Genomic DNA, 25,773 nt, shown 5'->3' with positions numbered 1-25,773 from the left:
ATGAGGGTCACGTGGTGGTTCTCGTCCGGCGCGAAGGGGATCGTGAAGTCGCAGTTCCGGCGCTCATGCATCGCCGCTCCTGTCTTGATCGATGCGCGTGCTGCGCGGGCGACCGGCGTTCGTCTTGGGCTTGGACAGCACCCTGGCCAGGAAGATGCGTTCCTTGGCAAGACGCTTTGCCACGAGGAACTGGCCCTCTTCGGCAAGGTAGTCCAGCGCCTTGATCAGGTTGGCACGCATCTGTCGGTCATCGTGGCGGATCAGTCCGATGCCGATGTAAGGGTAGCCTGCCTTGTCGATATGGCAGTTATGGCCGATTCCGGCACCGCGGGTAACCGTGGTTGCCCAGTAATCGATCGCCTTCTGGGCATAGAAAGCTTCCTTGCCGACCTTGGAACCATCAAAGAACAGGACCACGTGGTAGTGATAGCCCTTCTCCTGGGTATATTCCAGGCGCCAGGCGTAGCCCACCAAGTGCTCGAACAGCGCGTTGTGACGGCGGTTGTTGTGCATGTGCTGCATGTCCTTCTTAGCCTGAGCAAGCGTCACGGAAACAGCGACATCCTTGCGGTAGCTCAGGTCGATGCGCACGACGCACAGCTTGCAGTGTCGGGCGAACAAAGTGTCCGTGACGCGCTTGATGCGCCTGCGGTGACGGTTGGCGGTTTGCTCACGGGTCTTCCAGAAGGCGCGGTAGTTCTCGGTGCGCGCCTCGGCGCGGATGGACTCGATGAGGTCGTTGAAGAGCTCGGCCTCGGTGGCCATACCGATCAGCGTCGAAATCGCGCGAGGATCGCCAATGAAGAGGTTGTGGGGCCACCCTCGACGAGACCAGACTGCGCGCAGGAGTTCGATCTCGGGCGAGAAGATCCAGTCCTCTTGGTCGAGCGATTTCACCCATTTGCTGAAAGTCCGCAACCACTTGGACAGCGAAGTCTTCTTGGGGGACGCCGAGCCCTTGCTGAGATCAAAGCCCGGCTCATCGGTCGCGAGCACTTCCGTGACGAATTCGTGGCCGTGGGCGACTTGCCAGTCGAAGGCAGGTTCTTGGATCAGGACCTTGAACTCCGGGGTCTCGCCATCGACGATCTCGCTGTGCCTGAGGGCCGAGAAGCGCTCCAGATAGAGACTGCGCACCGCCTTCTGGCGGCGCAACCCGTGCGTGCGTTTCTCACGGGCATCGGCAACCGTGCGCTTCGTGCTGGCAGCCACGTGCGAATGCTTGTCGTCACTGGCGCGTTTCGGTACCTCGCGTGGGTCGCCAATGGCGAGATAGCCACCGGTGCCGGTCGCGCCGTGCAGACAGCTCAGGGGGCCCAGTGGATGGGTTGATATTCTTTTCATGGACAAACTTGTGGGTGATGAGTCGATTTCCGTTGCGTGCCGGGCGGGCTCCAGACTTTTCTATTACAGAGGGTCTTGGAGTTGAAAGGTATTTGAGATGGGCGGGGTGCAGTTCAGATCTTGGGTGCTCGTACTCTATTTATTGTATTAATAACCTAAATTCAGCAGGAAAAATACTCCCGATCAATACGGGAAAAGATGCCAACCGACACGAGGGATCGTTGGCTTTTTCAATTTTTCTCTTGTACAGATTTAATGCTCTTGGGCCAGCAGAAAATCATCTCTGCCAGCAGGTCTGGCAGAGATGGTTATTTGCAAAGTCCTTCCGAAAAATGGCAGAGGAAGAGCGAAGTCTAGGCTAGTTGAGAGTTCCTGCCGCCTCATCAAATAGATGAATGCAGGATATTAAAAGTAACTGTCTGACGACCTCCGATTCATGTCCAACGGTGTTGGAAGCCCTTGCTTTTGGCTCAACGATTAGTCCGATCAAGGTCGCGTGTCGCCATGTGGCCTCTGGGCAGAGGGATCCAGGCCCTCGGGGTACGGGCGTCATCAGAAGTGCCTGTCGGCGGAGCCGATGAGCGGATCGGCGGGAGCGCAGCACCAGGCTATTCATGATCCGTCAAGGCTAAGAGTGATTTTCAGCAAGCTATTGATTTGAAAGGAATTCTTCAATTGCTGTACATGAAAAATCGGCACTCATGAAGGGCTGAAACGCTGTCGCTGGTCGAGCACCGCATCGTGCAGGTGACAGTGAGGGTTCCGGCATGCCCGACCAGAACAAGGAGGCGCCTGTGAGGCGAAGGCTCGAAAGACCACTCCGCTGGTCCGAGCGAGCAGAAGACATTGACCCAACCGGAGTCCTTGGGTTGTGTCCAGAACGGCTGCTCCTGCACTCGTCGCGATAATGAAGAAGCAAAAGCACTGGCCTATGCGTACGAGGCAGTGAAATCCGATTCGTACTTCGCCAGTATTCAAGGAAAGCGACCATTCGGTGTCCGATCAGGACGGGGTCTGTCTTTCAAAATCGAAGGTTCGGTGCGCCAGAATACTTAATTGGGGCAAGGCAGAACGTGAGTCTGGATTGGGAATGAGTTAGCTCTACGTTCCTGGATGTCAACGCCTCGGGCGTTTCTCAAGCCATTCCAAAATCTCTGAGGTATAGAATCGGACGGCGCCCCCAGAGCTTCCTTTTTTTTCGCTTGAAACAGGTTGGCCATTGAGTGCTACCCGCTTCGGGAAAGTGGAGTCGTAGTACTTGCTCTTGGGATTCAGGTACTCATAGATCATCGATCTGCTTATGCTGAGGAGTTGCTCAAGCTCCTGCATGCGAAGCACTTTTTTCTCTGGTGGCAGCGCAGGGTTCTGTGCGCCTCGTGACTGGCTCTTGTTGTCGGGGCTTACGTACGACGCAGCGGAGAAATCGCCGGGGGTGGAGTCGCGGGCATCGTAGGGGCTGGACGAGGCCCTCGCCGTGGCGGGGAGTCCCTCGATTGCCGCCTCGCGCTCAAAGCGAGTTGCCTGTTGCTTGGCATACGTCTCCGAGATGTTGAACTCAGTGGCGGCGATCTCCGTTTGACCCGATCTCACCAACTCGGTAAGTCGACGTCGAACCTCAGGAGACCAGTCGCGGTATTTACGCTTTTCGGCCCGGAGTACATCGCCGTCGCTAGGAGAGACCAGCACGGGAGCTTCTCGCGGGAGGACGGTGGGGATGGGGGTCTCGGGCGGACCGTACATCAGGCGTTGCAGATCCAGCTTGCTCGGCTTGAGATAGGTTTGGGCGTCTTCCCACGGCAAGTACGTGATGCGCTCAAAGTGCGGCGCCACCGGCACTCTGTCTCGATCGAAGTGTCGAATACGCCCTTGGGCGATCTCGTTCTTCAAGGCCGCGTCGTGCAGCCGTCGTGCTTCTCTGCGGCTGTTGCGAATCTGTTCGATATCCCATTCGATGCGAAGGACTGGCTCCCATTCAGGACGAACTTCGATTCTCCGAAATGCGCGGCGGAACGTGAGCATCTCCCTGCGGCTCATCACGGCCCGCAGTGGAGGCAAGGCGCCCGCATGCTTGATCACCAGTTCTCGCAGGCACTCTTGATCGCTCTCGGTGAGTGCTGTCGTGTTCTGCCAGACTTTCGTCTTGCGTTCGACCAAGCGCTTGCCCACGACACCCGGCAGATCAGGGAGGTCGACCGGATCCGGGTGAAGGTACCTGGCAATGGCATGCAGGAGCGTGTTGTACTCGACGAGATCCGGCGGCGGGCTAGGTGAGTGCATGAATCTATAAAGGTGGGGAAACTGCCTCAAGGTGCGAAAGGTATTCTGCCGGCTTCTTCGTACTTCAAATGCCCTTGGCGTCGCCGGTCGTCCGCGCTGAAGCAATAAAAGCCCCCTGTTCCACCACGCGGCGAAGGTCGAGATCTCTCGCGAGCGATCAACGCTTGAAGGTCATCGAGGTGGTGTGCGCACTCAATTGGTCGTTGGCTCTGACGGACGGTTTCGTGCTGTCAGAGAAACCGGGTTGGTTGAGGAGCGAGCCTTTCCGCCTGCCGGTGCTATTTGGTCCACGGCGAGAAGTTCGCGACCACAGCTACCGTGCTCACCGTATTCATTTCAAGCGATCGGGCCCTCGATGAATCGCGCCCATGCATCCATCATTTCGCGGCGGCGCTCCAGGGCATCAAGGCGACGATAGGCTTCCCCGGTCTTGTTTTCGATGACGTGAGCCAGGGCCATTTCGGCCAGATCCCGAGGAAAAGTGGTTCGATCTCCTGCCCAGTCCCGGAACGTGGACCGGAATCCGTGGGGCACGGCGTCGACGCCCATGCGCCGCATTACCGCGGTCAAGCTCATGTCCGACAGCGCCTTGTCCTTGGTGCCGAGAAACACAAGAGCCGTTGGCCCTCCCTTGGGCAGTTCCTTGAGCAACTTCATCGCTGCCTCACCCAGAGGTACTCGATGCTCACGACCGGCCTTCATTCGTCCTGCGGGGATCGTCCAGATCTTCGCGTCCATGTCCAACTCGCTCCAGGTTGCTCCACGCACCTCGCCTGACCGCGCTGCCGTCAGGATGGCGAGCTCCAATGCCCGAGCCGCCACTCCGGCACGTTGCTTCAAGTTGCTCATGAAGGCGGACATCTCGTCGATCGGCATCGCCCGGTGATGTTGCACCTTCTGGATCTTCATCGGTGCGGCCAGCACCTTGTCCAAGTGCCCTTTCCAGCGGGCCGGATTCTCACCGCTGCGGTACTTGCGCACTGTGGCCCAGTCAAGTACCGACTCGATACGACCGCGGAGACGCGAGGCCGTCTCGTTTTTGGTTCTCCAGATGGGCTCCAGACAAAGCAGAACGTGCTGCAGGTCAATGTCCTGCACCAACATGTTTCCGACGTGTGGCGACGCATAGGTCTTGAGGGTGTTCTCCCACTGTTGTCGATGCTTGGGGTTTTTCCATTCGTCCGCTTTGGACTTGATGAACTCCGTAACGCACCAGTCGAAATTTTTCTCTGCTGCATGCCGAGCAAGCAAGGCGCTTCGCTGCGCACGCTTGGAGGTCAACGGATCGGTACCCTGGCGTACGAGCTTGTGCATCCCCCTGGCTTTTTCGCGTGCCTCAGCCAGGCCGATCTCAGGGAAGGGCCCCAGGCCGATATCGCGGCGCTGTTCGCCGACCATGATGCGTAGCACCCAGCCACGATGCCCGGCGGTGACGCGAAGATGGAGACCCGCTGCGCCACCAACGGCATGGCGACCTTCGGTCTTGATGGCGGCTACGGCACGAGCTGAGAGCTCTGGAGCGATCTTGGGCAAGGGGGTGGTTCCGTTGAACTATCTTGTCCCACATTGTGCCCACATAAAGCATCGGCTGTCATCGGAATCAGTTCAACCTGATCGGAGTGTTGGATTAATAAAGTCTTTTAAATTCAATGGGTTAGATGTTCTATGGGATTCCATTGGACAAGAATTCTAGGGACACACTCTCCGCCAGCCATCGATGTCTCTCATCGACGCTCGGCCAGTTCGATATCCTTACCCATCCGTTCACCCATCTGTCGACAGTGCGACTGGGTGAGGCGGGCTGCGGCGATCCCAAGCGCAGCTAATCGAACGCGCCCTGAGCCTGCGAGACTTCAGCGATCAAGTCTTCCCAAGGCCATTTGATCGTCGCGAAGCGCCTGTACAGCAGCAGTTGGCGATCTACAACGCTGACGACCTCGCCTTGGGAGTCGTAGGCAAGAACGAGTCCTCGCCCCTCCGCATCCACCTGGAGATCGGCAAACTTGCTCAAGACCAGTTTGAGGTTGTTTAGCAATATGCGGGGCTCGCGCTTGTGAGCATCTGCGAAGATCACCTTCGCATCAACGCCGGTCGAGAGTTGTGCGTCGGGCGTGGCCATGATTGACGCCATGGCATGCGCGTAGATGCCGGTCGAATTTCTCCTAGTCCGAATCCCCTCAGACACGCGTTTGCCAAAGGTTTGATATAGCTGGTTTAACTGTTCCGCGACATGCATTGCCGCGTCAGATATCTGCGCCGTTGAATCGACGACTAGCTCTGATCCGTCTGGAGGCGACTCCTCAATCCCTAGTTCATCATCGAGGAATCGCAGCGCTAGTTTTTGCAGAAGGCCAACGCTTTCGTACGAGATGGAGGCCAGTTCGGTAGCGACGGCGTCAGTAGGGCGAAGATTGAGTTTTTGGCATCCCTTGTTGAAGACCTGTTTCAGTTCAACGGAGGTCCATGTCACCGATAGCTCTTCGATGCGATCTGACAGGTCAGGATTCAATGTGATCAACATGTTCTCGCTGATCCAAACACCCACCACCACAACAAAGGTCTTGTAGTCCCAGAGTGTCTTGAGATCGAAGGAAAACTTGCGCTGTTCCTCGACGGGTAGGTAGTGGAAGTCCTCGATTACCAGTGTTCTGCCCGACTCGCGGATGAGGGCGGCGATGAACTCTAAGTCGGTAATATCTTTCCCGACTGGTCGATCTGTGACCGCCGATTCACGATCGTACGTCCCCTCTACGGATCCCTCCACTTTTGCAAGCAGCTTGAAGCCGGCTTCACCTGCAGCTGAGATCTTTCCACCAAAGGAATTCGTGATCGTCTTGTCAACTTCTAGCCGAATTTCTAGCCGCGCCAGGGCGTCGCGGTAGATGTCCAAAGTGGAGTATGAAAGTCGGCACTGGACGATGAGAGGCTCGACGAGCACCTTCTGACGGAGCCAGGACTTCCCGGATTTCGACGCGCCGCGAATGGCGATATGCGTCTGTTGCCGTGCGAGGAGCTTCTTGAACTCGCGATCAAGTGAGCCGCGGTCTATGTATGAATGTTCGCTGACTTCTGGCTTGATTCCGAAAACTTCATGAACCTTCATTCGTACTCCTAGCTAGGCATTTCGGATCACGCTATTCACTCTTGGATGCGCGTGGTCGGCTTCGTGACGTTTGCCGAATCCTATCGAAAAGTTCGAACACAGTTAGGCCCAACGCGTTCGCGATCACTTCAACGGCGTTCAGCGTGGGGTTCGCTTGACCATTCTCGATTCGGCTCAGGTAGGTCTGATAGAACCCGCAGCGCTCGCCGAACTCGACTTGGCTCAGGCCCATCTCTAGCCGCATCTCGCGCACGCACTCACCGAACTTCTGAGCCAAGGTTTTCACCCGGCTGACTCTCGGTGTTATGCTTTATTTCGCATAAACACTAATTCGTATATTTTGATCGCCGAGGTTATGCGGCGGCGACGAGTGGAGCGGGGAAAAGATGATTCGAGCAATGGCAGGGTGCCTCGGCGCCGTCGCAGTTTTGGCGCTCGGCGCCTGTTCACCGGAGGGGCTGCATCCGGTTCTCCCCCGGCCCCGATATCGGCAGCATCAGCCTCTCCGAGCGACCGCTCCAGCTGTTCCTCCCCCGACGCGAAGGAACTCATCGAACAGCTCGTGTGGGAGGGGGTTGGAAAGACCGTCGCTTGGAAGGTCTTCCCAGACCGCGTGCCCGACGTGACCGCCGCGGGCAAGGCTCATTTCAGGATCACCCTGCAGGGTGTTGCCGCCATCCCCGGCCAGAACGGCGCCCGCCCGACCTGCGAGGCGACCATCGTGGCCACCGATGCGCACGACCTCGACCCGAACGACGGATGGCTGCAGAGCGCGGCCCGGACGGACGCGAGCGTCAGGGTGCAAGGGCCGAACCTGCAGGGCAGCCTGCAGTACACCGTGCAGCCCTCGGACGATGGGCAGAGCGTCCGCGTGTCGGTCGCTGGCATCGACCCCTTCGCCCTCGCGCTCGCCGGCTTCAGCGTCGGGTTCAGCAACAGCGAGCTATACGCCCGACGCGAGGCCGAGAAGGCGGCGAAGGCGAGCGGCGTGGCGGAGCCTATCGCCGTCCCAGCACTGTCCGACACTGGCGCGCCGGCAGGTACGACGGCCGCCGAGCAGCAGGCCGGCACCGAGGACCGATACGCCGCGGCTGACAAGGCGCTGAACGCTGCCTACGCTGCCGTGCGCGTCCGACTGGACGACGCAGGCAAGACGGCCCTGCGCGACGAGCAGCGCGCGTGGATCAAGACCCGCGACACGAGTTGCAGCGAGGCCAAGATCGCCGCCGAGAGCGGGGGCGACGTGGCCGGCGGTTCCGCCATGGTGCTCGAAGTCGCCAGTTGCAAGGCGAAGCTCACAGAGGCCCGCGCGAAGCAGCTTGTGGCCAAGGGCTGACAGGAGTTGCCCGATGCTGTATGACCTCTATTCGAATGACGAGAACGACCAGTGGCGCTACCTGCTGGGCCGCGCTGGCCGGCGCACGCTGGTGACGGTCGGCCTGAACCCTTCGACCGCCACTCAGGAGCGTAGCGACCCGACGGTGGCGCGCGTGGACGAGGTCGCGCGGCGGAACGGCTTCGACGGATTCGCGATGACGAACCTCTACCCGGTCAGGGCGACGGACTACCGCACCCTGCCGGCCAAGGTGAACAGGGTGGCCTTCGACCGGAACCTCGCCGCCATCGAGGAGGTGGTGGCGGCGCAGGCCGAGCCCGTGATCTGGGCTGCGTGGGGTGCGCCGGTCGTGCACCACGCCTACTTCCTACGGGCGCGCGATGAGCTGTATCGGCGCCTCGCCCGATTCGAGCCGCGGTGGCTGCGATTCGGCGAACTGACGGCGACGGGGCACCCGCGACACGCGAGCCGCCTGGACTACGGCTGGACCTTCGCCCCTTACGACTTCGAGGATTGATCCTGCTGCGTGATTCCCGTCCCCGTGGACCGTCCTAGGCACCGCACCGGGAGCGGGAACCGGGAGTTGGGCGACTGTCTGCCCGGCAAGCCGTTAGCACTTGAGGTCGAAGTAGCGCTTGCGCGCTTGGTACAGGTCTACGTCCGTCCTCGCCTTCGACGCACCTGTGTCACGTCGCGTCGCCGTCTCCAGTTCGGGCAAGCGGGCATCCAGTTGCCGGCACTCCCCTTGATCGCGCGCTGGCAGCCTGACCCTCCGGCGCATCACGTCCATTTCATCGCGAGACTTTCCGGTCAGCGGGCGCAGCGCGTCGTCGAATGCGTGGTTAAGCTCCGTGCGCTGCACGTCGCGGCCCTTCCGCGACTTGCCCGACATTTGGTCGACGCCTTGGTTCGGCGTGGCGTCGATCACCTTCGCGCCCACGCACGGCGAGTCCGAGTAGCTGACCTTGCCGGCGGTCTCGCATCGGTACACAGGTGGGGTCGCCGATGCGGAGAAGGCGGTCAGCAGTAGGGGGAGGGTGAGCAGGAGGCGCATGGGGAAGGGGGCTTGTGCTTTGCCCGATTCTTACCTAGAGTGGCGCTCGCTCGGGCACCTTCGCCCGACCGCGCCAGCGCTACGCTGCGCACCGCCGGAAGGTCGAGCCGCCGGCGCCCGCTCTGAGCCCAAGGCCATCGGGGATCCAACTTTCACCTTGGAGTCCCGCGTGCCCAGCACTCTCATCTCTTCTCGTACTTCGGCCTTCATCCGTCAGGGTGGCCTTTGCTGCTACTGCGACGAGCCCATGTGGCTCGCCGAGCCTGCCACCTTCGCGGCACGGTATGGCCTCACGCGACGGCAGGCAGCGGCCCACCGCTGCACCGCGGAGCACTTGCACGCTCGCTGCGATGGTGGACGCGACGGCCGGCAGAACATCGCGGCGGCCTGTGCTCTGTGTAATCACCGCCGACACGCGCGGCGCGCTGTGGCTCCCGACCCCGCTGCGTATCGGCGTCTTGTGCTGGCGAGGCTGCGCGGAGGAAGGTGGCGCCCGTGGCGGGTACGGCCGGCGGATCGGCCTGCAGGCGATTCCGTTGCTGATGCATGGCTTCCCACCCAGACCGCTCCCCTAGGTTGACGACCGGGAGCGGGAACCGGGAGGGGTACCCCTCTCCCTTACTTCGACGGGGCGTCGGGTTTCGTCGGCGTAGTTGACCTTACCGACTTGCTGCACCGTCAAGGATCACGGACTGGCGCCAGCCGTTCCTCGCTTGCGTTGTCACGCCCTTAGGCGTCGTGCGCTGCGAGGCGGCTGGTCAGGTGTCAGGGTCTTTGAGGGCGCAGCCCGTCGGCCGCGCCTCCGGTATGTCTACTTCGGCGCCTGTTCCGCCAACTGCTCGGTCGCGGCCAGTTCGATGATGTCTACGTACCAAAAGATTACGGCATTCCAGTACCGGTCCGAGACGAGGATGTGATTGAGGTTGCGGGCCCGTCTGTACTCTGCCGAGACGTAGAGTTGCAGCGGGAAGGGGGGCTTGCCCACGTTGCGGTTGAAGCTGCGCGAGATAACGCCTTGGGTCACCTTAGTCATGTTGCGTTCCTTGATGTTGATGCTGTGTTATCGATTCGGAAGGTCGGGCTTCGCGCCGCCGGCACGCCGGTGTGGCAGGTTGCACCGCGGCGTGCCGGATGGCATCACCACCGACCTGCGGCGTCAGAAGTGTTCGGCCAGATAGGCGCGCAGCGCGAGCCCGTTGGATGCCGGTACGGTCCACACGCGCGTGACCGGGTCCCACCGGCCGGCGAACCTCTTGCTGATGGTCGTGTTCATCGCGCGGGAGTGCCCGCTGACGCGCAGCAGAGGCCCTTGCGGGGAGTAGGTCGAGCCAGGTTCGATCAGCACCTTGCGGCGCGAGCGGGCACTGTTGACCTCGATCCGCCCGTCCGGCAGGGCGGTTTCGGTGGCGTAGCGCCGCTGGCTGCATGCCAGACGCTGGAAGGATCTGTTGGCGGTGTTCATGGCTATCTCTTTGTTGGGTTGAGGCGCGGGGCGTGCATTGCCCCGGTGCTCTGGATGACTCGGATGAGATTCCCGACTCCCGTTCCCGCTTCGCGGCATAGGAGGCGGAACCGGGAGGGAATGGATGGCTACTCCCGTCCCGCCCGGAACCCCTGGGGGGATGGAGCGGGAGGGAGTTCCTGCGGTCGTCAGTCGCCGACTGCGTCGGCGTCTTCGAGCCTCATGAGGCGGGCGTCCTGCTCCACGATGGCCCCCATGGCGACGAGACCCTCGACGGCTTCCTTCGCCCGCAGCTTCTTATGCTTCGGGCCCGCCTCGATCTGCTCCATGACCAGCTTGATGGCAGCGTCCGTCGTGATGCCCGGGGACTCCTCGCCGGCCTCCTGTCGTTCTGCGAGGTGGTCGGTCAGCACGTCGAGGGCCAGGCGCTGGTTCTTGCCCATCGGGGCCCGCGCCGGCGCGTCGTCATCGCGCTCGGGCAGTTCGATTTCCTCGATGGCCACGGAGTGCACCGCACGGCCGCGGTGGTCGTCCGGCAGTTCCACGCGCACTAGCGCGAAGCCGCCGCGGATGCCGTCCTCCGCGTCACGCTGCTTCGCGACGCGCCACTCGCGGTGGTCGTCGTCGTGGCGGGTCACTTCGATCGCGGTGTCGATAGCACCGTGCAACAGGGAGTGCCCGCGCATGCCCCGCTTGGGGTCCTTGCCGGTGTGGTGCACCATCAGCACGGCGCCGCCCGTCTTCTCCTGCAGGGCTTTGGCGCCGGCCACCACCGTCCCGAGGTCACGCGAGCTGTTCTCGTCGCCTCCGGGCATAGCGCAGGCCAGCGTGTCGATGACGATCAGACCGACGCCGTCGTACGCGTCGATGAGACTGAGCAGTTCCTTCAGGTCATCCTCCCTCAGGAAGCTGAAGTTGTCGAAGACGAACTTCGCTTGGACGCGCCGGCCGTAGCGCGTCTCTGCCGCCAAGACGCGCATCCGCACGCCGGCGGCGCCTTCCAAGGCGATGTACCAGACCCGCTGCTGCGAGACTTCGCGACCGAACCACGGCAGGCCGTCGGAGATGCAGCGGACCATGTCGATGACGAGCGCGGACTTGCCGGTCCCCGGGCCACCGTAGAAGACGCCCAGACCCTGCGCCGGCACCACGCCCTCTACGAGCCAGTCCTGATACGGCAGAAGGCCGAACTCGGTGGTCGAGTAGGGGTAGTAGCGGTGTAGCTGTCCGGGCGGAGAGCCCGCGGGCAGAACGTCCTGCAGGTCGAGGCCGGGGGTGTGAAGGGGCTCGCGCTCGTTAATCTCCGGGGTGCTGGCTTCACGCAGTTCGTCGCTCGTGTCCATGGTCACACCCCCTCCTGCGCGTCCAGCCACTCCTGGACTCCGGCCCTGCTCCACGCCGTTACCCTAGCGGACAACCGCACCGGGCGCACGAAGGTCCCCGCACGGACCTTGCGCCACAGGGTCGCAGCACTGAAGGGAAGGATCGTCAGCAGTTCTCGCTGGCGCATGTAGCCATTGGGTCGTGCTTGGGCCGTACTCGGCTCGCGCTTCTCGCTTTTCATTCGTACCTTTCAACCAGCCCAGTCGGTTGAAGATGAATGTGACGGTGTTTTCCGGGCTGGTCGTAAGAACGCACGGCGAGGGGGATCCCCACATCGGAACTCGCGGAATTTCGCGAAAACTCGGGAAAACACCTGCTCGTAGCCCCGTTTGGCATGTGCAGCGCGGGTAGGGCCTACGGCATGCGAGTGGCTCGACTGGAGGGGCGCGGATTGACTGATGCCGCTAGACTTCGCCTTCCAATAGGAGGGCAGCATGGAATACAGCAAGACCAAGGAAGTCGCCGAGGCGCGGAACAAGGACCAAGTCAACGCCTACATCAAGGCGGGCTGGTCGCTACTTAGCGTGGCCACGATGACCACGGATAGCCGCGAGTTCAGCGAACCCGTGATCAGATATGTCATGGGGTGGTTGCAGGATTTGCCAGTGGTGCAGCCGCGTAAGACAGAGCTGTTCTGGTAGTCGCCCTCCCTGTGGGTACTTCTTCGGGTCGCTCGTCTCGGCCAAAAGACACGACGATCCGCAAGCTATTCGCGGTGTCGATGAATCGGTGCGCGTTTCCCGGGTGCTCTACGCCTGTTGTCGACGTCAGCACAAACACGATCCTTGCCGAGGTCTGCCATATCCATGCTCAGAATTCGGGTGGCCCGCGTTTCGAGCGTTCGCAAAGTGCAGAGCAGCGCCACGGCCTAGAGAACTTGATTCTCATGTGCGGTGGTCATCACAAAGTGATAGACGCTCCTGAGAACAGTGCGACCTATACGCCAAGCTACCTCATGAAGCTGAAGGCCGATCACGAGCGGGCTGCACGGCAATCTACGACTTCGCTTCCAACGCTAACACCGAGTCTTCTACGTGAACTCAGGGAACGAAGCACGGTGTACGAGAGCAACGCTGTGCACATGGATTTCCGCCATTCGGTGTTCCGAGCTGGTGGCGAAGGTGGAGGCTTTGGGGGCGGAGGCGGACATGGTGGTGTTATCACCATAGTGGGTTGGACACGGCCGCCAGAGGGGGCCTCTGTCGACCCGAATGGCGAAGATGGGCGAAGCTACGGCGCTGGGGGAGGTGGCGCGGGCGTGATTCAGTACGTTGGGAGGCCCGCAACACCGGAAGACGCATTGGTTGGCCTTCGCGTCTCCAGCATCTTCGCGGCGAATGCGGTTTCGCTCTCCGGACTATTCAACGTTCTTGGCGGCGGATGGTCGTTTTGTCCGGTGCCTAGCGTACCGACAAGCTGTGTCGTTCATTTGGTCTGTGTCGTAGAACTCGGCGCTCTCGCTCCTGAGTCGCTGATCCGACTTCAACTTCAGGTTCTGAATCCAAGCGATGTCATCGTGGCTGACGACTTCTACGATGTCGCGGTACCAAAGGCGGGAGACTTAACCCCGCGAGTGATTGTTGTTCATGCGCTCCGATTTGAGATAGATACACCCGGTGCGTGGAATCTCTGCGTGGCTTCTGGAGGGTTGAGGTTGGCCAACTACCCCGTTGAGTTCAGACTGCAGCCTCCAAGTTAGCAGCCCAGTCCCTCATTAACTGCACGCGCTTCTCCAGCAGGTCACCGCGCCGGTAGGCGGCCTCAACCTTGTTCCCTACTGCGTGGGCGAGTGCCATTTCCGCGACCTCGTTCGGGTACTCCGTCTGCTCGGCGCACCAGTCCCGGAAGGTCGAGCGGAACCCGTGCGGCACGGCGTCCACCTCCATTCGGCGCAGCACCGCCGTCAACGTCATGTCGCTGAGCATCCCACCCTTGGGCGCCGGGAATGCGAAGTCGCTGTGGCTGATCTTCAGTTGGGCCTGCAGCAGTTCCACCGCTCGATCCGACAGCGGCACGCGGTGTTCCTTCTTCGCCTTCATCCGCTCGGCCGGCACGACCCACAGCGCGCCGTCCAGGTCGAACTCGCTCCACGTCGCTCCGCGCACCTCGCCCGAGCGCGCCGCGGTCAGGATCGTGAACTCCAGCGCCCGGGCCCCGACACCCTCCGCCTGCCGCAGCCGAGTCATGAACTCGCCGATCTGCCGGTAGGGCAGGGCGCGGTGGTGATCCGTCTTCGCGATCTTCCCCGGTGCCGGCAACAGCTTGTCGAGGTGCCCCTTCCAGCGCGCCGGGTTCGGCCCCGTGCGGTAGCCCCGCGCCGTCGCCCAGTCCAGCACCGACTCGACCCGCCCGCGCAGCCGCGATGCCGTCTCCGTTTTCTCCTTCCAGATCGGCTCCAACACCTTCAGCACCTGCGGTAGCTCCACGTCGCGCACCAGCAGCGAGCCGATCTCCGGCTTCGCGTAGGTGTTCAGGGTGTTCTCCCATTGCTGGCGGTGCTTCGCGTTCTTCCAGGAGGCCTCGTGCGCCTCGATGTAGAGGGTTGCGGCCTTGGAGAAGGTGATGGCCGCGGCGCGCGACGCGATGAGCGCGCTGCGCAGCTTCTTGCCCTCCTCGATGGGGTCCAGCCCCAGCCGCATCTGCGCTCGGGCCTCGCGGGCAAGTTCGCGCGCCTGTGCCAGCGGCACGTCGGGGTAGCCGCCTAGCCCCATGTCCCGCCGGATACCTCCGACCCGGGCCCGCAGGACCCAACTGCGCGAGCCGCCAGCGTTCACGTTCATGCCGAGGCCGGCCACGCCGCCCACGAAGTTCATCCCGCGCCGGGTGATCCGAGATACCTCCAGCGCACCCATCTCTTTAGCCTTACCCATCTACGCCCCCATCAATGAAAACTGCCTTAGATCCAGCGAGTTTCACCAGGTTTCCGGGCTAAGTACAGGAGCAGTCACGCGCGTGACTTGGCATGAGTCGACGTTCGACTATCCGTCGAACTCTAACTGTTGCAGGCAATCGACAAGGGAGTTCAGGAGGGCCGGCTCATCGGGGAGCAGGCATGAGATGGGGCGCGCTCCGTGGAACCGCGGTGGGCGTTACCTTGCCACGCTGGTTTTGGACACCATCCTTAGGAAAAACGCCGCGAAGGCAAACCGCACATTGTCCTCATGCGGATAGTTGCATTTGCGGACCCTGATTACGCTTCTCCGAGCCCTTCGCAAAGCGCCGTTACAGCGTCTTTGCGCTGCCTCCATCGTGTGTTCACGCCTGGAGCGGGGGATGTTGAGTTTCAGATGGATCGTTCAGAAAAAACTTAGGAGACATGATGAAATGCATCAGATCGCGCACGACACGCGGCCTTCTCGCGGCATGCGCTTCCCTGGTCCTCTGGGGGTGTGGTGGGGACAGCGGCTCCACCGCGCCTGCTACCCTGCTTCTCCCTCCACCTTCCACTCCGTCTTCCGACCTGCCTCCCACACTGCTCACGTCGGAACAGTATCCGGATATCACCTGCGAAGAGGTGATGGTCCCGATGCGCGATGGCGTCAAACTCACGACGCAGATCTACAGACCGCAAGGCGAGATCGGCAAGCTGCCGGTGGTCCTGACGCGCAACCCCTATGAACGCCTTTTGGACGGCGGTCGCTGTTTCGCGGGGGTGGCTCTTGGCAGTTTGAGCCTGGTGCCGTATGGGTACGCAGTGGTCTCACAATCCGTGCGAGGCACCTTCACCTCGGAGGGGAAGTTCGGCCTGATGACGCAGGAATCGGACGATGGGTACGACGCCGTGGAGTGGGCGGGGACGCAGCCGTGGTCTACAGGCAAGGTCGGCATGACCGGCGCTTCCTACCTGGGGCTCACGCAATGGCAGACAGCAATCAAGAGCCCACCCCACCTCGCGGCGATAGCTCCCACGATCACGGGGTCCGACTATCACGACAACTGGACGTATGTGAACGGGGTCTTCAGCCCTTGGTTCAACATCAGCTGGCTTACCGTGTCATTTGGACCGGACCAGATCATTCGCGCCGGCCAGGCAGCAGGAACGCCACAAGCAGAGATCGATGCGCAGGTGTCGGCGTGGACTTCAACGCTGGACAGCACCGCACTTTCGGCGGCGACACTTCCCCTGACCGACATCCCGCAGTTCAGGGCACGCCACCCCTACTTCTACGATTGGTTGGCGCATCCCGACTACGACGACTACTGGGAAAAGATGGACGTCGAGGCCAACTATGCGAACGTCAAGGTTCCGGCCTTGGTGACGGGGGCCTCGTACGATCTTTTCAACGTAGGTTCGGTTCGGAACTACCAGGGCATGCGTGCAGGCGCCGGCACGACCGCGGCCAGAAACGGCTCCAAGTTCGTCTGGATGGCCTATGGGCACTCACCCGACACGAAGACGCCATCGTTCGGATCGGACGCACAGCCTGATGCGTTGATCGAGAAGCGCTTCTTCGACCTCCACCTCAAGGGGCTCGACAGCGGGGCAGACAAGGAGCCCAACGCTCGAATCTACGTGATGGTGCCACCCGACAGCGGTGCGACTGGAAGTGGCTTCTGGGTCAGCGGAGACGATTTCCCGCTGCCCGGCAGCCAACAGGTGAAGTACTTCATGTCGAGCAACGGAAGCGCCAACACCCGATCGGGGAACGGCTTTCTGACAACCGATGCATCCAAGCTCGGAATGGCAGACCGCGACCGTTTTGTCTACGATCCCGCGAATCCTGTTCCGACTGTCGGTGGAAACCTGTGCTGCAACCCGGAGGCGGACCCCGGCGGCGCGCGTGAACAAGCCACGGTCGAGGCGCGGCAGGACGTCCTGGTCTACACCAGCGCGCCGCTGGATGCCGACCTGCCGGTGGTGGGCATGGTGAAAGCCTCTTTCTGGGCGATGACCTCGGCGAAAGACACCGACTTCACGGTCAAGCTGGTCGATGTGCGCCCCGACGGGCAGACCCACAACATCGTCGATCGGATCGTCCGCTCGCGCTATCGGGCTGGATCGAAGTTGAAGCCTTCGCTGATTGATCCGAACGTGCCTTACCAGTTCGATCTTGAAGTGGGGAACACGGCCATGGTCCTGCCCAAAGGGCACCGCATCCGGGTGCAGGTCTCGTCGTCGAACTTCCCGCTCTACGGCAAGAACCTGAACACCGGTGCGGACAACAACACCACCAGTGACTTCGTCGTGGCGAACCAGACATTGCTGCACGGACCGACGCAGTTGTCGTTCATTGAATTGCCGGTGGCGCCGATCTCGCGACCGAAGTAGCGCATTGTTCGGGGGCGTGTGGCCTTGGACCGCGCCCGCATGATCACGGGCGGGTGCGTCTTGCTCACGAAGGCCGGCCTTCGCGGGCTTTCTGTTCTTGCCCTGTAGCTCCGAGCCCCTCACACCCCGTTCGCGCTGCGGCGGCGAAGGCCTTCCAGGTCGCGGACCAGCAGCGCGCCATATTGCGTTTGAACCAGACCTTCCGCGGCGAGCGATTGGATGGCGTAGTTGGTGCGCTGTCGCGTGAGCCCGGCCAGTTCACCGAGTTCCTCTTGCGACATGTTCAGCACGGGAGTCCGGGTCGGATACAGCACTGGGTTGTACAGACCGACTATGGAACGACACAGACGCGAGACTGGGTCGATCATCCGGTCCGTCTGCACCGTGGCCATGAATTGGGCGAGGCGCTCATTGAGGTGGTCGATGATGAAGCGGTTGAAGTCGAAGCTGACCGTCAACAGCCAATGAAAGGTGGCGCGTGGGATGTGCACCACACGGCTCGGCCGCATCGCGACGAGGTCGTAATGCCGAATCTCGCGTTTGAGCACGGAGCCCTCGCCAACCCAGCTCCCTTCCGGGATGCCGGTGAACAGCACTGACTTGCCGCTTTCGAAGTCGACGACCACCTTCAACAAGCCGCTCGCGACACCGATCCATGAGTCGACGGGCTGGCCTCGGCGGGCCACCACCGCATGCGCGTCGTGGAGGGTGGCGTAGGCGTCCGCAAGAATGCGATCGCTGACCGACGGAGGCAGCGCCTTCATCCAGGTCATGCTGAGCAGGAACTCGGACGAGACGCTCGCAACGGCATGCGGCTCAGAGTTGTAGACGTTCATGGCATGTCTTCAGATTTGATCTCCGGCGCGGAGCAGGTCTAGGGCCTGAGCGGATTCCCCATTCAGTCTTCATCAGAAGAACTGCTCGAGCGGCCGCACAAGCACATCGGCGTTGATCACGCGACCCAGCGGTCGCGCACGATCTCGGACCACTAGGAAACAGGCAAACTGGCTCCCCCAGTTTCCCGGACGGTTTACCACGCCCTACGGGCTCCAAATATCGAATGGAGCGACCGGCCGGGCGTAGCGCGTCAGATTTGCGCTAGGCCGCCGTCGACGGATACCTCGCTGCCGGTCATGAAGCTGCTGTCTTGCGATGCGAGAAAGGCTGCTGCCGCCCCGAGCTCCGCCGGATCGCCCATGCGCTGGAGCGGAGTCATCGAGGCGAAGGCCTTGATGGCCTGCATGCCTTCCTCGTCTAACACTTCCACCGCGTGTTCGGTCGCCGTCAGCCCGGGCGACAGCACGTTTACTCGGATGCCGGTGCCCTTCAGGTCCTCTGCCCAGGACCGCGCGAGGTTGCGCACTGCCGCCTTGCTTGCACTGTAGGCGCTGTACGCCGGAGCGCCCGTGGTAGCGGCGCTCGATGCGGTCAGGATTATCGAACCGCCCGCGCCCATCAGCGGCAGCGCCTTCTGGACCGTGAAGATCGAACCCCTCACATTGGTGTCGAAGACTTCGTCAATGTGCTCGGCGGTGATCTTGCCGAGCGGAAGCTGGCTTCCCACCCCTGCATTGGCGAAGACGATGTCGAGGGTTCCGCGCTCGGCCTTCACCGCCGCGTAGAGTCGGTCGAGGTCGGCCAGATCGGAGACCGAGCCCTTCACCGCGCGAGCATTGGGCCCGAGGTCGGCCACAGCGGTGTCGAGCGCTTCTTGCCGGCGGCCGAAGATGAAGACGAAGGCGCCCTCCTCGATGAAGCGCTTTGCTGCGGCGCGGCCGATGCCGGTAGCGCCACCGGTGATCACGGCGGTCTTTCCATTCAGTCTGGTCATGTCAGGATCCTTGGTTTGGGTTGCAAGGAAGCAGGAATTGCTTACTTGCGGACAAGTATGTAGTTCTGATAACCTGAAGACAAGTATGCACCTTTTGGTAAGTATAAAAAATGACGACGCCTTCTCAAACTCTCGGTACCGACTTCTCCTACGGGTCCGACACCGCGCTCCGCATCATCTCGGGCAAGTGGAAGCCGCTGGTCCTGTTTTTCCTGCGCGACGGCCCGAAGCGCTACAGCGAGCTCAAGCGCTTGGTCCGGGGCGTCAGCGACAAGGTGCTGATCCAGCAATTGAAGGATCTGGAGGCCAATCACGTGCTGACGCGCACCGACTACAAGGAAGTGCCGCCGCGCGTGGACTACGCGCTGACCCCGCTCGGTCGCAGCTTGGCTGACGCGATCGTCCCGCTGTGCACGTGGCAAGCCGAGCACAGGGCGGAAGTGGCAGGCATCGTCGCCAAGCGCGACACTTTGCCCTAGACGCCGTCGGCCAAGTTGGCGCCATGGCCTCGTTGGCCAGATGAAAGATGTCGGCCCAAAGCGGGCGAATGCCTCGCTATCCAACTGCGCGCTTCAGACTGGTCAGAGTCATTCGCCGGCAGCGCTCCGAGCGACCGGTACATCCGGACCCCGACGTTCGCCCAGTGGCGGCTCGCATGACTCCTGTCAGGGCTGTGCCTCGATAAGCAGATAGCCGGCCACAAGCTGCCCCTCGCGTGTCAGCCGGTTGGCGGTCGTAGCTCTGAAAACGCTTGTCAGCCCAGCGCTGCGCGAGAATAGCCGGACTTGGCGCGATTTTTACTGCATGAACTTCTACGACTGGATGATTCACAAAGGGCTGTCGAAGTCCTCAGCGAGGAGCTACGACGGAGCGCTCCGCGGCTCACTGTCCGAATGGGCAATGGATAACGGGCTGATCTCAGGTCCGTTGATCGCATTGACCAGTTCTTCGGCCTTTGGCGCCCTTTTCCCTAGCATCCAGGAACTGCCCGTCTTCAAAGAGCGAAACGCGCGTGGGCATCACATGTACAGCGCCACGTTGGCGCAGTTTGCCGCATACCTTGCGGGTAACGGTAGCGACGACGTGCAAGCCGACCTCGAACAGATCATTGGCGATCCGACTACGACGACGACTGAGAAGACGGCACTGATCAAGTCCAGGATCGGTCAGGGCACGTTCCGAGACAAGGTGCTGCTGCACTGGACCGGCTGTGCTGTTACGGGGTTCAGCGACACCAGCCTCCTTGTTGCGTCTCATATCAAGCCATGGAAGAAGTCGACGAACAGTGAGCGACTGGACCAGTGGAACGGGCTCCTGCTTTCGCCAAACCTGGACAAGGCGTTCGACAAGGGCTTTATCACGTTCGAGACTGGCGGGTCTATTCGCCTCTCTCCCCTCTTCACCGAGGCTGCCAAACTTGGGATCACACCTTCGATGAAGATTTCGCTAAAGCCCGAGCACGAGAAATACATGGCGCACCATCGAGCGGAGGAGTTCAAGAGCGCGTAGCCATCGTGTGCGTCCACCTTTGCTGAGACAGTAGGCCCGTTGCGGTCCTCCCCATCCCTCGCCCCATCTGCTGCCGTGCGACCTTTTGGGGCGGCCTGAGACGCTGTGATAGTTGGACTGCTTTGCGGACCATCTACGGGCGTCGCGCTGTGATCTGACGTGACACTCTCTGCTGGTATTCGCCGAGTGGTCACACTCTCCGCCAGAATCAGTTTTTGGCAGTTCTTGAAAGTCCCGTGCGGTCCCCGCGACGGGACTTTTTCCCCTTGGGGATGACCGGCATTCCTATGCCCGCCAACGACAGAAGGTCCTCTCCAAGGCTCGTGTCGCACGAAGTGAGTGGGGGACTCAAAATCCCTTACCAAATGCAGTGCTCAGGACGGGGGATTTGAACCCCCCGGCGTGTTGGCTGGAGTGCCGCCCTGCTTGGCTGCGTGAACTCTTCACTTCGCATCAGTAAGCACTGCGCCAACCGATGCATCGACTTTCCCGCTGATGCTTCGGACGCGACGGGTCGACGTTCGGCTATGAGCGCTGAACATGAATGCGCGCATGCTTGCGCGCGCGATGTAGCTGTAGACGTGAGGCTGCACCCCGAGCTTGCGTCCGGGGTGCAGGTTGTAGAGCGGCCGACTTGGCCGCGGTTAGATCACCAGGCGGACTTGCTCACCTTCGGCAGCTGGGGCAATGCCTTCAGCAGTTCGAATGTGACCTTGTCAGCCTCAGTACGCAAAGAAGCGTCGCGCAGTGCGGTGGCCGAAACCACCTCAACTTGGACGTTCTTGCCTTCGTGCTCAATGAAAAAGCGAACGCCAGTACGGATACGGGCGACAGCTTCGGCGATCGAAGAGCGCCAAACTACGTGGCCATTCGACATGGCCCCCACTTCAGTGAGCTGGTTTTCGTGTGCAGAAATATGGGAGATAAGTATGTTCATCAAAATCCGCGTCTTTAACTTTCGTTATTAACGCCAGTTAAGTCGATAGCGAAAACGCAACGGCTTTAGATGCGGATCATGCGAACATACGATTGTCGAAGTCGGATTGTTCACACGATTCGCTACCCCGAACCGTTACACCGTTTGGGTGCATAGGCCCAGGTTCCCTCGCCAAAGGGTGCCTGGGCTTTTGCTATTCCCAAGGCAACACTGTATCTAGGGTGTGGAGGGTGGACAAGCCACTACCGGTAGTGTTTTCCTACGAAAACAACCCCTAGGAACTTCGCCAGGAAACACGGCCTTCGCCAGTTAAGGCGCGCCGGCGTTGGTTCATGGGCCGAAACCCCAGACGGGGTGCGCCTTGCGGCTCGATTTGGGCCTGAAGCCCGCATGAATACTGGCTCTTTCAATCTCACCCACTGAGTTCTAGCGCTGTGAGATCGGGCCATCGCAAGGCGTGTTGCGATTGAAAAAATTAGCACGCCACCACCTGCTGAGGAAACGCTTATGGAAGCGGCCTTAAGTTAAAGCCCAGGTTAAAGAACTTGGAGTTCGAACCGTCCGACTTCTAAGCCTGCGAACCTAGAGTTGGCTGAACTCGTCGCGACCGCTCAGAAGAGGCGCATCTGCACCTTCGGGATCGGCTCGCCCACCATGCGCAGCTTGTCGGCGGGGTACTGCCTCATGAAGTTCATCGAGGACTCGAATGGAGCGTCCAGCCATTCCTCGTACAGCCCGACGGCAGGAGCACGACCATACGCTTGTCCTGCTGGTCTGGCAGCCTCAGCCGATCCGGCTTGTGCATTGGGCTGAACATGGGGGCGTCCGCGTTCAACATCAGGATCGCGAAGCTCAGCTCTTCTTCGCGATGGGGCGACCAGATCTGGTACCGCGAGACGCCGGACCTGCCCCTGTCCCTTTCGATGCAACCTTTCGAGAAAGCCAAGAAAGCAAACCATGAACCAGGCTGAGTTCTTCCGCCCGCGGCCGTTGGCGTCGGCGCCTGCTGCCGGATTCGGCCGGAGATGACGCCCCATTCGTGTTCGAGGACGCTGAGCCCTTGCATCGCGTCGTGTACACCACGCGTCTGAAGCAGCGCGCGGTTGTTCTTCATGGTGCTGAGCAGAAGCCGCACTTCGTCGTCTCGTCCCCCAACAATGAGCCGGCCTCGTTCAAGCAGCTCTCGACTTCGTGCAGCCATGGCTGCGAGGATCGCGAATCGACTTGCAACACGCTGGCAGGCAAAGGGGTCGCTTGCGGCCTGTTCCCGATCACGGGCGGCGTATTGCTTGCGCACGCCCCCTACCTCTCCGACCCGTACTGCCGCACCAGAATCCGCGTCCCACTCGCCGCCTCAAACTGCTGCCAAGCCAGCACCGCATTCCCCACTTCATTCATCGCCAGATCCGGCGAAGCCGCAATCTCGTCAGTGCCCTCCTGAGCCACCGGCGTCTCCCAACCACCGGCCGGCGTGTGCCGAGTCGCATAGAGATCGCTCGTCCCCACCCCATTGCCCTGCGCCCACGCCACCAACGCATTGGTCGCATCGTCCACACCCAATGCAGGCAAGCTCGCCAACGCCTGTGAAGCCGCCGCCCTCACCACACGGTCCGCGCCGAACGCAGCCCCCGGTGCCGCCGTCGCCGCCATGAGCGCGTTGTCCAGCCGCCCCCAGCTCACGACCGCCGCACCCGCTGCATTCATGCGCAGCACGGGCGTGCTCAGCAACGCCTGCGTGGCGACGAACGGTGCGCCCGCGCGCGCGGTGCTGCTCTGCCATGCCCCCGCCGAGAAGCGCTTGAACCACACGGCGCTCTCCCACTGGTTGCTGCCGCCGGGCAGGTCGGCCTGGCCCCAGGCGAGCAGGGCGTTGCCAGCGGCGTCGATCGCCAGGTCGTGGGCGCCGATGGAGTGGCCGGTGCCGGTGTCGGGCACGAGTTCGGTGGCCGTGGACCAGGTGCCGCTTGCGTTGGCGCGGTTGGTCCAGAGCGAGGCGCTGCTGCCGTCGGAGCGCTTCCACACGGCGACGGATTCGCCAGACCCCGCGACCACGACGGCCGGGTCGCCGTCGACGCTGCCCACGACCTCGTTGGTCTCGATGAGCGCGGCGGTGCCCCAGCCGCCGGCCGGGGTGTAGCGGTTGGCGTAGATGCTGAAGCGCGTGGCCGGGCCGATCTGCGACCACACGGCGACGGCGTTGCCATTCGCGTCGATGCCCACGCTGGCGTTGCCGACGATGCCGGTGCCGGTTTCCAGCAGCGCGGGGCTGCCCCAGCCGCCCGCAGGGTCGACGGGCAGCGCCCACAGGTCGTAGCCGGTCACGGAACTGAGCTGGGTCCACAGCACGACGGCGCGGCCGCTGGGCTTGTCGATGGCGACGCGGATGTCACGCACGCCGCCGGCGTTGGCCTCGAGGCGCTGCGGCGCGGTCCAGCCGCTGCCGGGCAGGTAGCGGCTGCCCCACAGGCGGTCCACCTGCGGGTTGCCTTCGATCTGGCGCCACACGACCAGCGCGCGCCCTTGCGCATCGATCGCGGTCTTCGGCAGGCTGGCGCCGCCGGCCGACAGCGCCGACGCATCGCCCCAGCCGATCACGGGCGGTGCGGCCACGAAGGTGGCCGTCACGTCGAGCGCTGCGTCCATCCGCACGGTGCAGGTGCTGGCGTTGCCGCTGCATGCGCCGCCCCAGTTGCCGAGCACCTGTCCTGCGGCCGGCGTGGCCGCGAGGACGACCTCGGTGCCCGCGCTGAAATCCGCACTGCAGCGATCGGTGCAGTCGATGCCCGCGGGCTGCGATCCGACGCGGCCGTTGCCGGTGATGCCGACCTCCAGGCGATGCGTCACTGCCGCCGGCGGGGGCGCGGGCGGGAAGATGCCCAGGGGCGGCAACGTGCCGCCGCCCGATCCCCCGCCACTACCTCCGCAGGCCGCCAGCAGGGCCAGCACCCCTGCGCACACCATCCACCGTCCGTAGCTGCTCGTCTTCGTCATGTCCGTGTTCCTCCTCGTTCGCTGGCGCCGGGGCCCGGCGCCTTCTGTGTTTGCTTGTTCGTTCAAGAGGGGCGGATCGTAGGGACGGCTGCGCGTGCGGCCCATAGCACCTTCGGGCACCTGCCCGAAGGTGCTATGGGCCGCTGCAAGGTGTCCCGCTAGGCTCGCTGCATGACCTCTTCACGCACGCTCTTCGGCCTGCCCTGGCTTCTCATCGCTGCTGTTTTGGCGGGTGGCTGCGCTTCGCATGCCGTGACCGACGACGCCATCGTCACAAACACCTCGCGGGCGCTGGGCCTGCCGCCGCAGGCGTTCACGATCTCGAACCGGGCCGACAGCGGCGTGCAGACGACCTTCCAGGCCCGCACCAACGGTGGACGGGTCTACAGCTGCTACGTGGAGGGTTCGGTGTCGGTGGTGGGTCGGGTGGTCAGCGATGCCATCTGCCAGGAGATGCGCCAGAGCGACGCCCCCGCGTCCGCGCGCCGCTCCGCCACGCGGCCGACGACCGCCCCCGCACCGGCCTGCAATGCGCTGCTGCGCGCGGCCGGCCGTTGCAACTGAGGCTTCGCGAAGGCCGGCGCGGCACCGATGCGCCGGTGTAGACAACAATGGCGCCCTACGAGGAGAGGGCGCGGGCCGGGCCCGCGCCCGAGGATCACGGCACCATGAAACTCCTGCTTGTCGACGATCACCCGCTGTTCGGTGTCGGCTTTGCGCATGCGCTGACGCACGCCCGCCCCGACTTCGAAGTGCAGACCGCGCTCTCGCTGGCCGAGGGCGTGGCGCGGGCCTCGCAATGCGCGCCCGACATCGTGCTGATCGACTACCGCCTGGGCGGTGAAGACGGCCTCGAGGGCCTGCGCCTCTTCGGTGCCCGGCATCCCCTCGTGTCGCGCCTGATGATCTCGGGCGACGAAGAACCCGCACTCGCCGCCCGCGCACGCGCTGCGGGAGCGGCCGGCTTCATCGGCAAGTCGCGCTCGGTGGCACACATCGCGGCGGCGCTGGACGAGGTGGCCGCGGGTGGCGAGTCTTTCGACGTGCTGATCTCGCGCACCGGCCTGCCGGTCGCGAGCCTCACGCCGCGCCAACTCGAAGTGCTGCTGCTGGTGGCGCAAGGCCGCCAGAACAAGCAGATCGCTGCCGAGCTGGCGATCGCGGAGCGCACGGTCAAGCTCCACATCACGGCGCTGCTCGACACGATGGACGCGCGCAACCGCACCCACCTGCTGGTCCAGGCGCGGCGCGCGGGGCTGTGGCTGGCGCAGGAATGA

At 62.4% G+C, this 25,773-nt stretch carries 25 protein-coding genes; 9 read left to right on the top strand and 16 right to left on the bottom strand.

Annotation, left to right across the window (positions count from 1 at the left end):
• Positions 1 to 63 precede the first annotated feature (63 nt).
• The 5 genes from AC57B8_RS17295 to AC57B8_RS17275 form a co-directional block, all read right to left on the bottom strand.
• The gene (locus AC57B8_RS17295) at positions 64 to 1,344 is read right to left on the bottom strand and encodes a YagK/YfjJ domain-containing protein (RefSeq protein WP_496480234.1); all 1,281 of its coding nucleotides are present in this window, start codon (positions 1,342 to 1,344) and stop codon (positions 64 to 66) included.
• 1,116 nt (positions 1,345 to 2,460) lie between these two features.
• Entirely contained in the window at positions 2,461 to 3,621 is a 1,161-nt protein-coding gene (locus AC57B8_RS17290) for a helix-turn-helix transcriptional regulator (protein WP_496480233.1), read from the bottom strand.
• A gap of 336 nt (positions 3,622 to 3,957) precedes the next feature.
• Positions 3,958 to 5,154 carry a tyrosine-type recombinase/integrase gene (locus tag AC57B8_RS17285; RefSeq protein WP_496480232.1) on the bottom strand — a complete coding sequence of 399 codons (1,197 nt, stop codon included), beginning with the start codon at positions 5,152 to 5,154 and terminating at the stop codon, positions 3,958 to 3,960.
• A gap of 289 nt (positions 5,155 to 5,443) precedes the next feature.
• Positions 5,444 to 6,724 carry a hypothetical protein gene (locus tag AC57B8_RS17280; RefSeq protein WP_496480231.1) on the bottom strand — a complete coding sequence of 427 codons (1,281 nt, stop codon included), beginning with the start codon at positions 6,722 to 6,724 and terminating at the stop codon, positions 5,444 to 5,446.
• Between the two features lie 31 nt (positions 6,725 to 6,755).
• Positions 6,756 to 6,977, bottom strand: coding sequence for a helix-turn-helix domain-containing protein (locus AC57B8_RS17275; RefSeq protein ID WP_496480535.1), 222 nt, complete (start codon positions 6,975 to 6,977; stop codon positions 6,756 to 6,758).
• Between the two features lie 360 nt (positions 6,978 to 7,337).
• Here AC57B8_RS17275 and AC57B8_RS17270 point away from each other — a divergent pair, with 360 nt between their 5' ends.
• Together AC57B8_RS17270 and AC57B8_RS17265 are read left to right on the top strand one after the other, a co-directional pair.
• Positions 7,338 to 8,060: a lysozyme inhibitor LprI family protein gene (locus tag AC57B8_RS17270; RefSeq protein WP_496480230.1), complete on the top strand. Its 723-nt coding sequence runs from the start codon at positions 7,338 to 7,340 to the stop codon at positions 8,058 to 8,060.
• Between the two features lie 13 nt (positions 8,061 to 8,073).
• Positions 8,074 to 8,577, top strand: a complete 504-nt coding sequence (locus AC57B8_RS17265) for a DUF1643 domain-containing protein (protein WP_496480229.1) — start codon at positions 8,074 to 8,076, stop codon at positions 8,575 to 8,577.
• A gap of 93 nt (positions 8,578 to 8,670) precedes the next feature.
• Here AC57B8_RS17265 and AC57B8_RS17260 read toward each other — a convergent pair whose 3' ends face one another.
• Positions 8,671 to 9,114, bottom strand: coding sequence for a DUF4124 domain-containing protein (locus AC57B8_RS17260; RefSeq protein ID WP_496480228.1), 444 nt, complete (start codon positions 9,112 to 9,114; stop codon positions 8,671 to 8,673).
• On the opposite strand from AC57B8_RS17260, the gene AC57B8_RS17255 reads away from it, so the two are divergent.
• Positions 9,113 to 9,694, top strand: a complete 582-nt coding sequence (locus AC57B8_RS17255) for an HNH endonuclease (protein ID WP_496480227.1) — start codon at positions 9,113 to 9,115, stop codon at positions 9,692 to 9,694. The genes AC57B8_RS17260 and AC57B8_RS17255 overlap by 2 nt on opposite strands.
• Positions 9,695 to 9,925: 231 nt before the next feature.
• Here AC57B8_RS17255 and AC57B8_RS17250 read toward each other — a convergent pair whose 3' ends face one another.
• The 4 genes from AC57B8_RS17250 to AC57B8_RS17235 all read right to left on the bottom strand — a co-directional run bounded on the left by AC57B8_RS17250 (position 9,926) and on the right by AC57B8_RS17235 (position 12,086).
• Positions 9,926 to 10,147, bottom strand: a complete 222-nt coding sequence (locus AC57B8_RS17250; RefSeq protein WP_496480226.1) for a hypothetical protein — start codon at positions 10,145 to 10,147, stop codon at positions 9,926 to 9,928.
• 123 nt (positions 10,148 to 10,270) lie between these two features.
• Positions 10,271 to 10,576 carry a hypothetical protein gene (locus AC57B8_RS17245; protein ID WP_496480225.1) on the bottom strand — a complete coding sequence of 102 codons (306 nt, stop codon included), beginning with the start codon at positions 10,574 to 10,576 and terminating at the stop codon, positions 10,271 to 10,273.
• A 188-nt stretch (positions 10,577 to 10,764) separates the two neighbouring features.
• Complete coding sequence (locus AC57B8_RS17240) at positions 10,765 to 11,919, bottom strand: AAA family ATPase (RefSeq protein ID WP_496480224.1); 1,155 nt, start codon at positions 11,917 to 11,919, stop codon at positions 10,765 to 10,767.
• 2 nt (positions 11,920 to 11,921) lie between these two features.
• Positions 11,922 to 12,086, bottom strand: a complete 165-nt coding sequence (locus tag AC57B8_RS17235; RefSeq protein ID WP_496480534.1) for a helix-turn-helix transcriptional regulator — start codon at positions 12,084 to 12,086, stop codon at positions 11,922 to 11,924.
• 307 nt (positions 12,087 to 12,393) lie between these two features.
• Between AC57B8_RS17235 and AC57B8_RS17230 the strand changes: the two genes are divergently transcribed.
• Entirely contained in the window at positions 12,394 to 12,600 is a 207-nt protein-coding gene (locus AC57B8_RS17230; protein WP_496480223.1) for a hypothetical protein, read from the top strand.
• 1,035 nt (positions 12,601 to 13,635) lie between these two features.
• On the opposite strand, the gene AC57B8_RS17225 is transcribed toward AC57B8_RS17230, so the two are convergent.
• Entirely contained in the window at positions 13,636 to 14,811 is a 1,176-nt protein-coding gene (locus AC57B8_RS17225; RefSeq protein ID WP_496480222.1) for a tyrosine-type recombinase/integrase, read from the bottom strand.
• Between the two features lie 674 nt (positions 14,812 to 15,485).
• Between AC57B8_RS17225 and AC57B8_RS17220 the strand changes: the two genes are divergently transcribed.
• Complete coding sequence (locus AC57B8_RS17220) at positions 15,486 to 17,228, top strand: CocE/NonD family hydrolase (protein ID WP_496480221.1); 1,743 nt, start codon at positions 15,486 to 15,488, stop codon at positions 17,226 to 17,228.
• 119 nt (positions 17,229 to 17,347) lie between these two features.
• On the opposite strand, the gene AC57B8_RS17215 is transcribed toward AC57B8_RS17220, so the two are convergent.
• Together AC57B8_RS17215 and AC57B8_RS17210 are read right to left on the bottom strand one after the other, a co-directional pair.
• On the bottom strand, positions 17,348 to 18,064 hold the full coding sequence (locus AC57B8_RS17215) for a Crp/Fnr family transcriptional regulator (protein WP_496480220.1): 717 nt from the start codon (positions 18,062 to 18,064) through the stop codon (positions 17,348 to 17,350).
• Between the two features lie 251 nt (positions 18,065 to 18,315).
• Positions 18,316 to 19,059, bottom strand: coding sequence for an SDR family NAD(P)-dependent oxidoreductase (locus tag AC57B8_RS17210; protein ID WP_496480219.1), 744 nt, complete (start codon positions 19,057 to 19,059; stop codon positions 18,316 to 18,318).
• Between the two features lie 110 nt (positions 19,060 to 19,169).
• On the opposite strand from AC57B8_RS17210, the gene AC57B8_RS17205 reads away from it, so the two are divergent.
• Positions 19,170 to 19,538 carry a winged helix-turn-helix transcriptional regulator gene (locus AC57B8_RS17205; protein ID WP_496480218.1) on the top strand — a complete coding sequence of 123 codons (369 nt, stop codon included), beginning with the start codon at positions 19,170 to 19,172 and terminating at the stop codon, positions 19,536 to 19,538.
• A 325-nt stretch (positions 19,539 to 19,863) separates the two neighbouring features.
• Positions 19,864 to 20,568, top strand: coding sequence for an HNH endonuclease (locus AC57B8_RS17200; protein ID WP_496480217.1), 705 nt, complete (start codon positions 19,864 to 19,866; stop codon positions 20,566 to 20,568).
• Positions 20,569 to 21,217: 649 nt separating this feature from the next.
• Here AC57B8_RS17200 and AC57B8_RS17195 read toward each other — a convergent pair.
• The 3 genes from AC57B8_RS17195 to AC57B8_RS17185 all read right to left on the bottom strand — a co-directional run bounded on the left by AC57B8_RS17195 (position 21,218) and on the right by AC57B8_RS17185 (position 24,496).
• Positions 21,218 to 21,505, bottom strand: a complete 288-nt coding sequence (locus AC57B8_RS17195) for a hypothetical protein (protein ID WP_496480216.1) — start codon at positions 21,503 to 21,505, stop codon at positions 21,218 to 21,220.
• Between the two features lie 691 nt (positions 21,506 to 22,196).
• Positions 22,197 to 22,802: a hypothetical protein gene (locus AC57B8_RS17190; protein WP_496480215.1), complete on the bottom strand. Its 606-nt coding sequence runs from the start codon at positions 22,800 to 22,802 to the stop codon at positions 22,197 to 22,199.
• Positions 22,803 to 22,807: 5 nt separating this feature from the next.
• The gene (locus tag AC57B8_RS17185) at positions 22,808 to 24,496 is read right to left on the bottom strand and encodes an InlB B-repeat-containing protein (RefSeq protein ID WP_496480214.1); all 1,689 of its coding nucleotides are present in this window, start codon (positions 24,494 to 24,496) and stop codon (positions 22,808 to 22,810) included.
• Positions 24,497 to 24,667: 171 nt separating this feature from the next.
• On the opposite strand from AC57B8_RS17185, the gene AC57B8_RS17180 reads away from it, so the two are divergent.
• Both AC57B8_RS17180 and AC57B8_RS17175 read left to right on the top strand, forming a co-directional pair.
• Positions 24,668 to 25,060, top strand: a complete 393-nt coding sequence (locus AC57B8_RS17180; protein WP_496480213.1) for a hypothetical protein — start codon at positions 24,668 to 24,670, stop codon at positions 25,058 to 25,060.
• Positions 25,061 to 25,164: 104 nt separating this feature from the next.
• Positions 25,165 to 25,773: a response regulator transcription factor gene (locus tag AC57B8_RS17175; RefSeq protein WP_496480212.1), complete on the top strand. Its 609-nt coding sequence runs from the start codon at positions 25,165 to 25,167 to the stop codon at positions 25,771 to 25,773.

It is taken from the genome of Variovorax sp. BGA-UO-ETr-C22, assembly GCF_059567965.1.
This window is presented reverse-complemented; position numbering and strand designations above follow the sequence as displayed.

Bases quoted from the DNA above. Each gene is read 5' to 3' on its own strand.
- AC57B8_RS17295 (WP_496480234.1), bottom strand. From the start codon at position 1,344: ATGAAAAGAATATCAACCCATCCACTGGGCCCCCTGAGCTGTCTGCAC.
- AC57B8_RS17290 (WP_496480233.1), bottom strand. From the start codon at position 3,621: ATGCACTCACCTAGCCCGCCGCCGGATCTCGTCGAGTACAACACGCTC.
- AC57B8_RS17280 (WP_496480231.1), bottom strand. From the start codon at position 6,724: ATGAAGGTTCATGAAGTTTTCGGAATCAAGCCAGAAGTCAGCGAACAT.
- AC57B8_RS17265 (WP_496480229.1), top strand. From the start codon at position 8,074: ATGCTGTATGACCTCTATTCGAATGACGAGAACGACCAGTGGCGCTAC.
- AC57B8_RS17255 (WP_496480227.1), top strand. From the start codon at position 9,113: ATGGGGAAGGGGGCTTGTGCTTTGCCCGATTCTTACCTAGAGTGGCGC.
- AC57B8_RS17260 (WP_496480228.1), bottom strand. From the start codon at position 9,114: ATGCGCCTCCTGCTCACCCTCCCCCTACTGCTGACCGCCTTCTCCGCA.
- AC57B8_RS17250 (WP_496480226.1), bottom strand. From the start codon at position 10,147: ATGACTAAGGTGACCCAAGGCGTTATCTCGCGCAGCTTCAACCGCAAC.
- AC57B8_RS17245 (WP_496480225.1), bottom strand. From the start codon at position 10,576: ATGAACACCGCCAACAGATCCTTCCAGCGTCTGGCATGCAGCCAGCGG.
- AC57B8_RS17240 (WP_496480224.1), bottom strand. From the start codon at position 11,919: ATGGACACGAGCGACGAACTGCGTGAAGCCAGCACCCCGGAGATTAAC.
- AC57B8_RS17235 (WP_496480534.1), bottom strand. From the start codon at position 12,086: ATGCGCCAGCGAGAACTGCTGACGATCCTTCCCTTCAGTGCTGCGACC.
- AC57B8_RS17230 (WP_496480223.1), top strand. From the start codon at position 12,394: ATGGAATACAGCAAGACCAAGGAAGTCGCCGAGGCGCGGAACAAGGAC.
- AC57B8_RS17225 (WP_496480222.1), bottom strand. From the start codon at position 14,811: ATGGGTGCGCTGGAGGTATCTCGGATCACCCGGCGCGGGATGAACTTC.
- AC57B8_RS17220 (WP_496480221.1), top strand. From the start codon at position 15,486: ATGCGCGATGGCGTCAAACTCACGACGCAGATCTACAGACCGCAAGGC.
- AC57B8_RS17215 (WP_496480220.1), bottom strand. From the start codon at position 18,064: ATGAACGTCTACAACTCTGAGCCGCATGCCGTTGCGAGCGTCTCGTCC.
- AC57B8_RS17210 (WP_496480219.1), bottom strand. From the start codon at position 19,059: ATGACCAGACTGAATGGAAAGACCGCCGTGATCACCGGTGGCGCTACC.
- AC57B8_RS17205 (WP_496480218.1), top strand. From the start codon at position 19,170: ATGACGACGCCTTCTCAAACTCTCGGTACCGACTTCTCCTACGGGTCC.
- AC57B8_RS17200 (WP_496480217.1), top strand. From the start codon at position 19,864: ATGAACTTCTACGACTGGATGATTCACAAAGGGCTGTCGAAGTCCTCA.
- AC57B8_RS17195 (WP_496480216.1), bottom strand. From the start codon at position 21,505: ATGAACATACTTATCTCCCATATTTCTGCACACGAAAACCAGCTCACT.
- AC57B8_RS17185 (WP_496480214.1), bottom strand. From the start codon at position 24,496: ATGACGAAGACGAGCAGCTACGGACGGTGGATGGTGTGCGCAGGGGTG.
- AC57B8_RS17180 (WP_496480213.1), top strand. From the start codon at position 24,668: ATGACCTCTTCACGCACGCTCTTCGGCCTGCCCTGGCTTCTCATCGCT.
- AC57B8_RS17175 (WP_496480212.1), top strand. From the start codon at position 25,165: ATGAAACTCCTGCTTGTCGACGATCACCCGCTGTTCGGTGTCGGCTTT.